The sequence below is a fragment of the Burkholderia sp. FL-7-2-10-S1-D7 genome, assembly GCF_001524185.1.
Taxonomy (GTDB): Bacteria; Pseudomonadota; Gammaproteobacteria; order Burkholderiales; family Burkholderiaceae; genus Burkholderia; species Burkholderia diffusa.
On the sequence record NZ_LOWY01000034.1, the window covers coordinates 1 to 12,232 of the forward strand.

A 12,232-nucleotide genomic window follows, 5' to 3' on the forward strand; every position below is an offset into this window, starting at 1 on the left:
CGGGCTTTTAAGCAGGAAGCATCCGTCGGGAGACACCTTCGTCGGCTTCTGTATCTCGAACTGTCAACGAGGGTCGACTGACCGAATCTGGCCGAACGCCAACACTCTTCCCACCCTCCCCTCAACCCACTACCGCGCACGCACCGACACGAACTTCCGCGCATTCTCGCGCTGGATCAGCACCGCGATCACACCGCCTTTCGCTTCGAGCGACTGCACGTCGTCCGGCGTTTCGAGCAGCGTGTCGTTGAGTTCGAGCACGACGTCGCCCGGACGGATGCCCGCGTTCGCGGCAGGCCCGTGCACCGCATCCACCATCATCCCGACGGCGAGCCCGGTCGAACGCCGTTCGGCGTCGCTCAGCGGATGCATCGTCAGCCCGAGCCGATCGCCGGTGCCAGCCGGCCGCGGTGCCGCCATCGCGACGCCGGCGGCACCGCCCGCGCCAACCGTTCCCGCGCCAACCGTGCCCACCGCGCTGCCCGTCGCACTCGCGTTGTCGATCGCGTCGCCGGTCGCCGCGCCGGTGACCGTCAGCATCATCGGCGCGCGGTTGCGGATCAGCCGCAGCGGCGCCTTTGCGCCTGGCGGCAATGCGGCGGCCAGGTCGTTCAGTTCGGCCGACTGGCCAATCGGCTTATCGCCGAACTTCACGATGACGTCGCCGGGCCTCACGCCGGCCGCGGCGGCCGGCGAGCCGGGATCGACGCCGTTGACGAGCGCGCCCGCCGGACGCGGCAGGCCGAACGCAGCGGCCAGCCCGACACCGACGTCCTGCACGTCGACGCCCAGCGCGTTGCCGGACGACACGCGCTGCGCCTGCGCACTGGCGCGGATCTGCGCCTGCACCTGCGCACGCACCTTCACGGCGAGCGCGATCGGAATCGCGAACGTCGTGCTCGCATAGCGGTCGGCGCCCGTATAGACCTGCACCGCGATGCCGATCACGTCGCCCGCGCGGTTGAACACGGGGCCGCCCGAGTTGTCGGGATTGACCGCGATGTCGGTCTGGAAGAACGGAAACGCGCTGCCGTCCGGCAGCGCATGCGACGTCGCGCTGATGATGCCGGCCGTGACCGTGTTGCCCGAGCCGTCCGGCGCACCCATCGTCATCACGGGTTCGCCGGCGCGCACCCTCGACGAATCGCCGATGCGCACGACCGGCAGCTTCGTCGCGTCGATGTGCAGCACGGCGACGTCGCTTTGCGGATCGACGGCCAGCACCGTCGCCTTCAGGTCGCGACGATCGGCCAGTCGCACCGTGACATCGGTCGCATCGTCGACGACATGCGCGGACGTGAGGATCAGCCCGTCGGCGCTGACGATGAAGCCCGAGCCGCTGCCCGACAGCGTGCGCGGCGACGTATCGGGCGCCGGCGCCAGTGGACCTTGTGCGGACGCCGGCGGACCGCCACGGCGGAAGAACGCGGCAAGCGGATCGTCGGAATCGAGAAACGCGAAGAACGGGCCACCGGCCTGCTGGTCGGGCGCGGCGGTCATGATGGTGACGACCGCCGGGCCGTAACGGTCGACGATCGCCGGGAAGTCGACCGGCATCGAGTGAGGCGATGCGGCGAGCCGGTTCTTCATGACAGGCGGTGGGGGGGGCGGTGCGACGGTTCCGGCAACAGCTGGCGATAGCGTTAGCGATAGGAACGAGGCGAATACGCCCCCGATCAACGCGGTGCAAAGCACGGCGCGAGCAAGCGTCTGGCGAACCACGGTGCACCTCCCCCGGCAGTCGCGGCGCCGCCCCACGCGCGGGCGCCCGACAAGTACCGGTACACCCCTCCATTTATAGTCCAAGCAGCATCCGGAACATACGAATCGAAACCCGCATGCCGGGTCGTCACGCGACGGCGGAGCCGCGACAGCGTTCGTTTCGGGCAAAGTTCACGGTTCGTCAATCGGAATATTCACCCGCTACCGCGGCGATGCGCACGACGACGTGCGTCCCGCGCTACCCGGCCAGCAGCAGAAAGTTGCGCACCACCGCCGACGGGTCGTCGCGTCGCGACGCAATCGCGAGCCTTGCGCGCAGCCCGTTGCCCGCGACCTGCCGATACACGACGCCTGCGACCCGCACCTGCGTGATCGCCTTCGGCACGATCGACACGCCGAGCCCGGCCGCGACGAGCGTCACCGCCGACGCGATTTGCGGCGCGGGCTGCTCCATGCGCGGCTGGAAGCCGGCGGCATTGCACGCCGCGACGATGTCGTCGAACAGCGCACTGCCCGCTTCGCGCGGCACCTGCACGAACGCCTCGTCGACCAGTTCCGCCAGATCGATCCGACGCCGCTGCGCGAGGCGATGCGCGTCCGGCATCGCGACGAACATCGGCTCCTCGTCCCAGTCCGCTGCCCGCAACGTGTCCGCGATACGACGCTCCGGACGCACGATCGCGACATCGAGCCGCCCGGCTTCCAGCGCCTCGAGCAACACGCCGGAGGTCGCCTCCTGCAACGTCAGGTCGGTATCCGGAAACGCTTCGCGAAAGCGGCGAATCAGGTCGGCCACTTTCGAATTGAAGGCCGCCGTCCCCGTGAAACCGACCCGCAGTTGCCCGATTTCCCCACGCGCGGCCCGTTTTGCCGCCCGCGCCGCGCGCTCCGCATCGTCGAGCACGCGCCGCGCCTCTTCCGCGAACACCTCTCCCGCAACGGTCAGCTCGGCACCGCGTGCGGTCCGCCTGAACAACTCCACGCCGAGTTCGTTCTCGAGCGCCTTGATCTGCTGGCTCAGCGGCGGCTGCCCCATGCCGAGCGCCTCCGCGGCCTTGGTGAAGTTCAACGTGGCCGCCACGGCCAGGAAGTATCGGAGATGTCGAAGTTCCATGTGATCTCGGTCGACGGAAACGGCGATCTAGCCATTCGTTAAAGGTATTGCTATGGTTACTTTCATATATTGGACATATATATGATCGTGCGCAAGAATTCGGCTATTCCCCAGCCCATCGGGTCCATACCATGTCGAATCCCGCGATTTCGTCCGCCGCGGCGCGCGCCCCGAGCGCCGCGCCGGATGCGCTGCCCGCCGGCGTGTCGCCCCGCTCGGCGGCCTACAAGCGCATCGCACTGGCACTCTTCCTGGCCGGCTTTTCCACCTTCTCGCTGTTGTACTGCGTGCAGCCGCTGCTGCCTGCGTTCGCGCGCGAGTTCAACCTGGGCGCGGCCTCGAGCTCGCTATCCCTGTCGCTGTCGACGGGAATGCTGGCGGTCTCCATCCTGTGCGCCGGCGCGCTGTCCGAACGCTTCGGCCGACGCGGGCTGATGTTCGCGTCGATGACGCTCGCGGCACTGTTCAACGTGCTCTCGGCGATCGCGCCGAACTGGAACCTGCTGCTGATCTGGCGCGCGCTCGAAGGTTTCGCGCTCGGTGGCGTTCCGGCAGTCGCGATGGCCTATCTCGCCGAGGAAATCGCCGCCGACGGGCTGGGCCTGTCGATGGGTCTCTATGTCGGTGGCACCGCGTTCGGCGGCATGATTGGGCGAATCGGGATGAGCGCGCTCGAGGAGTATTTCTCCTGGCGCACCGCGATGCTGACGATCGGCATCGTCGATCTGGTCGCGTCGGTCGCGTTCGTGATGCTGCTGCCGCAGTCGCGACGCTTCGTGAAGCGAACCGACCTGACGGTGCGTCACCACCTGCGGCTGTGGAGCGCGCAGTTGCATCATGCACGGCTGCCGTTCGTATTCGCGGTCGGCTTCCTCATGATGGGTGCGTTCGTGACCGTGTACAACTACGCCGGGTTCCGGCTGACGGCCGCGCCGTTCAACCTGAGCGCGACCGCATGCGGGCTGATCTTCGGCGCCTACCTGTTCGGGATGGTGTCTTCATCGAGCGCCGGCGCACTCGCCGATCGGCTCGGGCGCGCGCCCGTCCTCATCAGCGGCATTCTCGTGTTCGCGGCCGGCCTCGCGCTGACGCTGTCGCATTCGCTCGTCGCGATCATCGTCGGGATCGTGCTGATCACGATCGGCTTCTTCGTCGCGCATGCGGTCGCGAGCGGCTGGGTTGGCCACCTTGCAGGTTCCGCGAAGGGGCATGCCGCGTCGCTCTACCTGCTGGCCTATTACCTCGGGTCGAGCGTGCTGGGCTCGGTCGGCGGCACGTTCTGGCAACACGGCGCGTGGTCTGCGGTTGCCGCGTATGTCGCGGTGCTGCTCGTGCTCGGCCTGGCGGCTGCCTACCGGATCATGCGCGAGGAACGCGTGCGGTAAGTTCCGATGCGCCCGCTGCGCCTCCCGGCAATGCGCGGCGACGCGACTCAATCGCCCGCGACCCGATGCGCGATCGTCGACAACGTCCGCAGCATCGGCGCGAACGCATCGGCCGACGTATTGCCGAACCCGAGCACGAGCCCGTTGGCCGCCGACGTCGCATGGATCGAAAATCCCGACAGCGGAAACGGCCCGATCCCGTGCACGCGCGCCGCGTCGACGATCGCGCGGTCGCGATAGCGTGCCGGCAGCCGCAGCGCCAGATGCAGCCCGCACGGGCCGCCCTCGACCTGATGCGGCACGGCGAACGCGTCGTCCAGCGCGGCGAGCAGCAAGCGCCGCCGGTCGCGATACAGCCGGCGCATCCGCCCGAGATGCCGCCCGTACTCCCCCGTCTCGATGAAATCGGCGAGCGCGAGCTGCACGTGGCGCGTCCCGCCGCGCAGCATCTCCGGCAACGCCGGCCGCACCGCGGCCAGCAGCGCGTCGGGCAGCACGAGAAAACCGATCCGCAACGCCGGAAACATCGTCTTGCTGAACGAGCCGAGATAGACGACCGGCGAGTCGGCCGCGAGCCCGTGCAACGCGCCGATCGGCTCGCCGGTATGCCGAAACTCGCTGTCGTAATCGTCCTCGATGATCCACGCGCGATGCCGGCGTGCGGCGTCGATCAGTGCGAGCCGGCGCGAGATCGACAGCACCGCGCCGGTCGGGAACTGGTTCGACGGCGTGGTGTAGACGAGCCGGGGTGGCCGCTCGCGCCAGTTCGCGTCTTCCACCCGCAGCCCCTCCGCGTCCACCGGCATCGGCACGACGTCGAGATCGGCCGCCTGCATCGCGGTGCGCGCGCCGCGATAGCCGGGCTCCTCGACCCAGACCGTGTCGCCCGGGTTCGTCAGCAGTTGCGCGCACAACGCGATCGCACCCTGCGCGCCCTCTGTGATCACGATCTGCTCGGGATCACAGCGTACGCCGCGCGTCACGGCCAGATGGCGCGCGATCGACTCGCGCAGTGCGCGCTCGCCGAGCGGGTCGCCGTACGCGAGCAGGTCGCGGCCGGCGCGGCGCAACGCGCGGTCGATCGCGTGCCGCCACGCATCGACCGGGAAATGCGACAGCGCGGGCACGCCCGGCCGGAAGCCGTCCGATTCGCCGGTGCCGATCAGGCTCGGACGGATCCGGCCGAGCCGCTGCGCGACGGCCGGCGGTGCGGCCCGCCGACGAGGCGCGGCCGGCCGCGACAGGCCGACCACGCGCGTGCCGCGACGATCGGATTGCAGGAAGCCTTCGGCGACGAGCTGCTCGTAGACCGCCGCCGTCGTGTTGCGCGACACGCCGAGCGTCTCGGCCAGCGCACGCGTGCCGGGCAGCCGCGTGCCGGCCGGCATCGCGCCGCCGAGAATCGCATCGCGCACGCGGCGCAGCAACTGCCGCTGCAAGGAAGGCGCGCCGGCGGTGCGCGCGAGCGGCGCGTCGAGCTGCAGCAGTGGCGCGGCGCCGGAGGGAATGGCAGTCGTCATCGGAATATCGCGGCGTGGAAGTCTCGGGGCATGGCGCCATCGTCGCGCCTTCGTGGCACCATAAATTTGCTACCGTCTGGCGCTTCTCATGGTACCTCGCCGGGACTACGATCGTCTGCATGCCGGCATGTCGCCGGCCGCCAACCGAAGCGAGATCGACCTTGTCCACGCTCACCAACGACTTCCAGCAGCCCATCGGCCACCCCGTTCCCGACTGGTCCGCGCGCCCGCGCCCGGAGCGCATCGTGCTCGAGGGCCGCTACTGCCGCCTCGAACCGCTCGACGCCGACCGCCATGCCCCCGACCTGTACGCCGCATATGCGCAGGCGCCGGACGGCGGCGACTGGACCTATCTCGCGCACGGGCCGTACGCCGACGAGTCGAGCTATCGCGACTACGCGCGCGGCGCGGCGGCGAGCGCCGATCCGCTGCACTACACGGTGATCGACCGCGCGACGAACCGCGCGGTCGGCACGCTCGCGCTGATGCGCATCGACCCGGCCAACGGCGTGATCGAGGTCGGCTCCGTCACGTTCTCGCCGCTGCTCAAGCGCACGCCGATTTCGACGGAAGCGCAGTACCTGCTGATGAAGTACGCGTTCGACACGCTCGGCTACCGCCGTTACGAGTGGAAGTGCGACGATCTCAACGAGCCGTCGCGCAAGGCGGCCGCGCGGCTCGGCTTCCGTTACGAGGGCACATTCCGGCAGGCGATCATCTACAAGGGCCGCAATCGCGACACGGCATGGTTCTCGATCATCGACGGCGAATGGCCGGACGTGCGCGCCGCGTTCGAATCCTGGCTCGCGCCGGAAAACTTCCACGCCAGCGGTGCGCAACGCGAGTCGCTCGTTGCGATCCGCCACGCGCGGGCGCGTGCGCGCGACGCAGCCAGCCGTGCGAACGACGCGACGCGCGTCACGGTCCGACCGCTCGTCGCCGCCGACGAAGCCGCGTGGCGCCCGCTGTGGCGGGATTACCAGCGGTTCTACGAGACCGCGCTGAGCGACGCCGTGTTCGCGACGACGTGGGCGCGCCTGATGGATCCCGCCGAACCGATGTTCGCGCTCGGCGCCTTCGATGCGTCCGGCACGTTGGTCGGCATCGTGCACGCGATCTATCACCGCTCATGCTGGACCGAAGGGCCGTACTGCTATCTGCAGGACCTGTTCACGGCGGCAGACGCACGCGGACAAGGCGCGGGCGGTGCGCTGATCGAGGCCGTGTACGAGCGGGCCCGCGAAGCCGGCGCGAGCCGCGTGTACTGGCTCACGCACGAAACCAATACGACCGCGCGCGCGCTGTACGACAAGCTCGCAACCAACGCGGGGTTCATTCAGTACCGGAAAGATCTCAAGTAACGCGCGGGTGCAACCGGTCGCGCTCAGCCCAGGGCATCGTCCGGATCCGTCGCCTCGCCGCAGGCTGGTGCAACGTGACGCGCGGCGCCGGCCGCAGGCGGCACCGACGCGGGGTGGATCATCTCGTCGCCGTTGACGGGCACCGGCCGCCGCATCGGCCGGTACACCGGTTCACCCGGTTCGATCGCCTGCCCCGAGATCGCGCAGCGGCCCGCCTGCAACGCGACGCGCAAGCGCCAGCGTTGCTCGCCGTAATGGCAGCGCCCGCTTTCGCTCCAGCGCACCAGCAAGCCGTCGTCGCCAGCTTCCAGAACCGACACGAACAGTTGCGGCCGCAACGGTGAAACGCCAGGTGCGACAGGCTCCGGAGATGACGCACGACCGGCGCGCTCCGACGGCTGGGCCATCCCGACCTCTGCCGGCAGCGGCATCGCTTCCCGCTCGTCGGCTACCAGCATGTGGTGCGACACGTACCCGCAGATCAGGCTTTCGATGAAGTTTGGCATGCTGGACGACCTTAAGTGAAGATTGAAACGAGCCGCGCCGCGCTCGGCCCTTCGCGCAGCAGCGCCGGCCGATTCGGTCATGCGCCGCCTCCGGTGCCACCGTCGCGCACGCATGCGATCGGACATTGCCGCAGATGATACAAATTGAACTTGACTTCAAGTAAAGGGGGTGTGCGCGCAACGATGCGTTTCACCGATCGGCACAATGGGCTGGCACGACGGTGGTTGGGGCGCGGCCACCCAGCCACGCGTCTCGCGTTTCGTCTCAATCAGCTGAGACGAATGTCCCGGTGTCTCACCCGCCCCAGCCCGTCGCAAGCGCAGCAAATTTCATGCGCGATTCGCTCTGCACGCCCTCATGCCGGCGAAAGGCCAGTTGCTGCACCGCACACCACCTCTCCGGCTCCGTCACCACCCGGCCGCCCGTTCAGGCTGGCCCCGTTCCTGCATGTCGGTCGCTCGCGCAATCGCGCGACGGATGCATCGGCCCCTTGCCGCGCGTCCGACAACAACCTGACGGAGACAGCAACGTGAGTACACCGGCACCGAACACCGCTCCCAGCATGAAGGCCGCCGTCTGGCACGGCCGCAACGACATCCGCGTCGAGGAGGTTCCCGTTCCGGGGCATCCGCCGGCCGGCTGGGTCCAGATCCGCGTGCACTGGTGCGGGATCTGCGGCTCCGACCTGCACGAGTACGTCGCCGGGCCCGTGTTCATCCCCGTCGACGCGCCGCATCCGCTGACGGGCCTGAAGGGACAGTGCATCCTCGGCCACGAATTCAGCGGAGAAATTGCGGCGCTCGGCGCCGGCGTGACGGGCTTCGCAGTCGGCGAGCGGGTGACGGCCGACGCGTGCCAGCATTGCGGCACCTGCTGGTATTGCCGGCACGGGCTGTACAACATCTGCGAGAACCTCGCGTTCACCGGGCTGATGAACAACGGCGCGTTCGCCGAATTCGTCAACGTGCCGGCCGAACTGCTGTACAAGCTGCCCGACGACTTCCCGACCGAGGCCGGCGCGCTGATCGAGCCGCTCGCGGTCGGGCTGCATGCGGTGAAGAAGGCCGGCAACATCGTCGGCCAGACCGTCGTCGTGGTCGGCGCCGGCACGATCGGCCTGTGCACGATCATGTGCGCGAAGGCCGCGGGCGCCGGACGCGTGATCGCGCTGGAAATGTCGGCCGCGCGCAAGCAGAAGGCGCTGGAAGTCGGCGCGACGGTCGTGATCGACCCGAAGGCGTCCGACGCGATCGCGGAAGTCAAGGCGCTGACGGGCGGCTACGGTGCCGACGTGTCGTTCGAGTGCATCGGGCACACGGCCACCGCGCAGCTTGCGATCGACGTGATCCGCAAGGCCGGCAAGTCGGTAATGGTCGGCATCTTTGAGGAGCCGACGTCGTTCAACTTCTTCGACATCGTGTCGACCGAGAAGGAAGTGATCGGCTCACTCGCGTACAACGGCGAATTCGCGGACGTGATCCGCTTCATCGCGGACGGCCGCATCGACGTGCAGCCGCTGATCACCGGCCGCATCACCCTCGGCGACATCGTCACGCATGGCTTCGAGGAACTGGTGAACCACAAGGACCGGAACGTGAAGATCATCGTCCAGCCCGCGACCGCCTGACGAACCGCGGACCGGCCGATGACCGCCGCGTGCCAGATCCACGCGGCGCCGAACGGTGCCGGGCCAACCCTGTCGCGACCGCGACGCCCGGCCGGCACATCTTCCCGCCCGTTTTCCGTGCACGCACAACGGCCCCGGGCGCGGGCGCGCGGGGTCGGACTTCGATATACTCGAAGCGACATCACCGCCCCGCGCGCCCGCGCACCCGCTTCCGTGAAACCACGAGCCGGCCTGATCCTCGAACTCGTCGTCAACCTGCTGCTGCCCTGGGTCGCCTACCGGGTGGCGCATCCGTATTTCGGCGAAACTGGCGCGCTGTATGCGTCGGCGATTCCGCCCATCGTCTGGTCCGTCGTCGAATTCATCCGCTCCCGCCGCATCGATGCGGTGGCCGCCGTCGTGCTGCTCGGCATCGCGCTGTCGATCGCCGGCATGGCGCTCGGGGGCAGCCCGCGCACGTTGCTGATGCGCGAATCGCTCGCGTCCGGCACGATCGGCGTCGTGTTCCTGCTGTCGTTGTTCCGCGATCGTCCGCTGATCTTCTATCTCGCGCGCGCGACGGTGGCCCGCGAGACAGCCGGCGGCGCCGCGCGTTTCGAGGCGGTCTGGGCCGAGCAGCCGGGGCTGCGCCAGATGCTGCGGCTGATGACCTTCGTGTGGGGCGCGTGCATGACGCTCGAGATGCTGCTGCGCTTGTGGATGGTCGTCACATGGCCCGTCGAGCGCGTGCTCGTCGTGTCGCCGATCATGGGCTACACGGTGTTCGGCACGCTGCTGCTGTGGACCTTCTGGTACCGGCGGCGAATGCGCGAGCGCAACCGCGTCGACATCCCCGGCCGCGACGGCGTCACCGAAATCGCCGGCCGCTGACTGCCCGCCCCGCGGCATGTCACAGCCGCTAAGGTATGATGCGCGGCGTTTCGTCCCGCCCTGCATCGCCCCATGTCTCTCTCGCTTCTCCCGTGTGCCACGATCTGGATCGCGCTGTTCGCGGCCGCTGCATTCGCGTGGCAGCGCCCGCTGCATGTCCTGAGCATCGCCCTTGCCGCGCTCGGCTATGCCGCTGCGCTGGCGTTCGGCAAGCTCGAGCCGATCGTGCTCGCGCCGATCGCGCTGCTCGTGGCCGCCGCCTGGGGCGTCGCGCCGGGCCGTCCGTTCGCGGTGCGGATCGGCGCGCACGTCGTGTTTGCCGCACTCGCGATCGCGTTGACCCTGCACCTGATCCCCGGCTTCCACAATCCGCGCGTGATCGAGCCGACGCGTTTCACGCCGGATGCCGTGCCGTTCACGATGTACCTGAATTTCGACAAGCCGCTCGTCGGCCTGTGGCTGCTGTGGGTGCTGCCGTGGACCGCGCCGGACGTCCCTCTGGCGCGCGCGTTGCGCACAGGCGCCGTGGCGGCCGTCGCGACGGCGGCGGCTTGCCTGGCCGGCGCGCTCGCCTTCGGGATGGTCGGCTGGGCGCCGAAATGGCCGGCGTCGGGCTGGATGTGGCTCGTCAACAACGTGCTGCTCGTCACGCTCGCCGAGGAAGCGCTGTTCCGCGGCTACATGCAGGGTGGCCTCACGCGCGTGCTCGGACGGTTCGGGTGGGGGCCATGGGCCGCGCTTGCGATCGCCGCAGTGCTGTTCGGCGCCGCGCACGCGGCCGGCGGCTGGCCCTGGATCGTGCTCGGCACGGTGGCCGGCTTCGGCTACGGCCTCGCCTGGCGGCGCGGCGGGCTGCTCGCGTCCGCGCTCGCGCATGCGGGGGTGAACGCGATCCACTTCGGGCTGTTCACCTACCCGATGCTCGCCGCCGCGCGCTGAACGCCGTGCGCGACGAGGCGGCGGCGGCCCGCCGATTTCGCGCGGTTGATCAGTTGAAGCCCACCACCGCGTGCGGCACGTAAGGGCCTTCAAGCGCCGCGATTTCGTCGTCCGTCAGCTTCAGTTGCAGTGCCCCGAGCGCATCGTCCAGATGATGCGGCTTCGAGATGCCGACGATCGGTGCGGTGACGCCGGGCTTGTGCGCGACCCACGCGAGCGCGACCTGCGCACGCGGCACGTTGCGCGCGGCGGCGATCGCCGCAACGGCCTCGACGATCGCGCGATCGGCATCGGCCGTTGCGTCGTAGAGCCGTTGGCCGACGTCGTCGCTCTGCTGCCGGCCGGACGACTCGTCCCAGTTGCGCGTCAGCCGGCCACGCGCGAGCGGGCTCCACGGAATCACCGCGACGCCTTCGGCCTCGCACAGCGGCAGCATTTCCCGCTCCTCCTCGCGATACAGCAGGTTCAGGTGGTTCTGCATGCTGACGAAGCGGGTCCAGCCATTCTGCTTCGACGTATACAGCGCCTTCGCGAACTGCCATGCGAACATCGACGACGCGCCGATGTAGCGCGCCTTGCCGGCCTTCACGACGTCGTGCAGCGCCTCGAGCGTCTCCTCGATCGGCGTACCGTAATCCCAGCGGTGGATCTGGTACAGGTCGACGTAGTCGGTGCCGAGCCGCTTCAGGCTCTGGTCGATGTCGGTCATGATCGCCTTGCGCGACAACCCCGCGCCGTTCGGCCCCGGCCGCATCCGGTAGAACACCTTGGTCGCGATCACGACGTCGTCGCGCTTCGCGAAGTCGCGCAGCGCGCGGCCGACGATCTCTTCCGACGTGCCGTCCGAATACATGTTCGCGGTATCGAAGAAGTTGATGCCGGCCTCGATCGCGCGCTGGATGATCGGGCGGCTTTCCGCTTCCGGCAGCGTCCACGGATGCGTGCCGCGTGACGGCTCGCCGAACGTCATGCAGCCCAGCACCAGCTTCGACACATCCATCCCGGTCGACCCGAATTTCACGTATTCCATCGCGCGCCTCGTCATTGAAGTGGGGTGACGGCCGGATGCGCGCCCCGGTTCGCCGCGCCGGGCGCGAACGCCGGGGCATGCATCCGCCGGACGTCGCATGGTATCCCGCGGCGCGCAAACGCGTATCGGTGCGCTCGCGCTGCCGGCCAGGGCCGGA

The 12,232-nt window shown here is 69.0% G+C and carries 10 protein-coding genes; 5 read left to right on the top strand and 5 right to left on the bottom strand.

Annotated elements, in window-relative coordinates:
• Nucleotides 1-129: 129 nt before the first annotated feature.
• Nucleotides 130-1,722 (bottom strand): trypsin-like peptidase domain-containing protein, encoded by a 1,593-nt coding sequence (locus tag WS75_RS14980; RefSeq protein WP_059681181.1) that lies wholly within the window; start codon nt 1,720-1,722, stop codon nt 130-132.
• A 238-nt stretch (nt 1,723-1,960) separates the two neighbouring features.
• Nucleotides 1,961-2,836 carry a LysR family transcriptional regulator gene (locus WS75_RS14985; protein WP_059681182.1) on the bottom strand — a complete coding sequence of 292 codons (876 nt, stop codon included), beginning with the start codon at nt 2,834-2,836 and terminating at the stop codon, nt 1,961-1,963.
• A 131-nt stretch (nt 2,837-2,967) separates the two neighbouring features.
• Here WS75_RS14985 and WS75_RS14990 point away from each other — a divergent pair, with 131 nt between their 5' ends.
• Entirely contained in the window at nt 2,968-4,221 is a 1,254-nt protein-coding gene (locus WS75_RS14990) for an MFS transporter (protein ID WP_059681183.1), read from the top strand.
• 47 nt (nt 4,222-4,268) lie between these two features.
• On the opposite strand, the gene pdxR is transcribed toward WS75_RS14990, so the two are convergent.
• On the bottom strand, nt 4,269-5,741 hold the full coding sequence (gene pdxR, locus WS75_RS14995; protein WP_059681184.1) for a MocR-like pyridoxine biosynthesis transcription factor PdxR: 1,473 nt from the start codon (nt 5,739-5,741) through the stop codon (nt 4,269-4,271).
• Between the two features lie 161 nt (nt 5,742-5,902).
• On the opposite strand from pdxR, the gene WS75_RS15000 reads away from it, so the two are divergent.
• On the top strand, nt 5,903-7,102 hold the full coding sequence (locus tag WS75_RS15000; RefSeq protein WP_059681185.1) for a GNAT family N-acetyltransferase: 1,200 nt from the start codon (nt 5,903-5,905) through the stop codon (nt 7,100-7,102).
• 23 nt (nt 7,103-7,125) lie between these two features.
• Here WS75_RS15000 and WS75_RS15005 read toward each other — a convergent pair whose 3' ends face one another.
• Nucleotides 7,126-7,608 carry a DUF3331 domain-containing protein gene (locus tag WS75_RS15005; RefSeq protein ID WP_059681186.1) on the bottom strand — a complete coding sequence of 161 codons (483 nt, stop codon included), beginning with the start codon at nt 7,606-7,608 and terminating at the stop codon, nt 7,126-7,128.
• Between the two features lie 563 nt (nt 7,609-8,171).
• Between WS75_RS15005 and WS75_RS15010 the strand changes: the two genes are divergently transcribed.
• From WS75_RS15010 to WS75_RS15020, 3 genes are all read left to right on the top strand, one after another.
• Nucleotides 8,172-9,236 carry a 2,3-butanediol dehydrogenase gene (locus tag WS75_RS15010; RefSeq protein WP_059681187.1) on the top strand — a complete coding sequence of 355 codons (1,065 nt, stop codon included), beginning with the start codon at nt 8,172-8,174 and terminating at the stop codon, nt 9,234-9,236.
• Between the two features lie 213 nt (nt 9,237-9,449).
• A complete protein-coding gene (locus WS75_RS15015) occupies nt 9,450-10,106 on the top strand; it encodes a VC0807 family protein (protein WP_059681188.1) in 657 nt (218 codons plus the stop codon).
• Between the two features lie 72 nt (nt 10,107-10,178).
• Nucleotides 10,179-11,045, top strand: coding sequence for a CPBP family intramembrane glutamic endopeptidase (locus WS75_RS15020; RefSeq protein ID WP_059681189.1), 867 nt, complete (start codon nt 10,179-10,181; stop codon nt 11,043-11,045).
• Between the two features lie 49 nt (nt 11,046-11,094).
• Here WS75_RS15020 and WS75_RS15025 read toward each other — a convergent pair whose 3' ends face one another.
• On the bottom strand, nt 11,095-12,075 hold the full coding sequence (locus tag WS75_RS15025) for an aldo/keto reductase (protein ID WP_059681190.1): 981 nt from the start codon (nt 12,073-12,075) through the stop codon (nt 11,095-11,097).
• Between the last annotated feature and the right edge of the window lie 157 nt (nt 12,076-12,232).

Excerpts from the sequence above, each read along its gene's own strand:
- WS75_RS14985 (WP_059681182.1), bottom strand. The coding sequence starts at position 2,836 with ATGGAACTTCGACATCTCCGATACTTCCTGGCCGTGGCGGCCACGTTG.
- WS75_RS14990 (WP_059681183.1), top strand. The coding sequence starts at position 2,968 with ATGTCGAATCCCGCGATTTCGTCCGCCGCGGCGCGCGCCCCGAGCGCC.
- pdxR (WP_059681184.1), bottom strand. The coding sequence starts at position 5,741 with ATGACGACTGCCATTCCCTCCGGCGCCGCGCCACTGCTGCAGCTCGAC.
- WS75_RS15005 (WP_059681186.1), bottom strand. The coding sequence starts at position 7,608 with ATGCCAAACTTCATCGAAAGCCTGATCTGCGGGTACGTGTCGCACCAC.
- WS75_RS15010 (WP_059681187.1), top strand. The coding sequence starts at position 8,172 with ATGAAGGCCGCCGTCTGGCACGGCCGCAACGACATCCGCGTCGAGGAG.
- WS75_RS15020 (WP_059681189.1), top strand. The coding sequence starts at position 10,179 with ATGTCTCTCTCGCTTCTCCCGTGTGCCACGATCTGGATCGCGCTGTTC.
- WS75_RS15025 (WP_059681190.1), bottom strand. The coding sequence starts at position 12,075 with ATGGAATACGTGAAATTCGGGTCGACCGGGATGGATGTGTCGAAGCTG.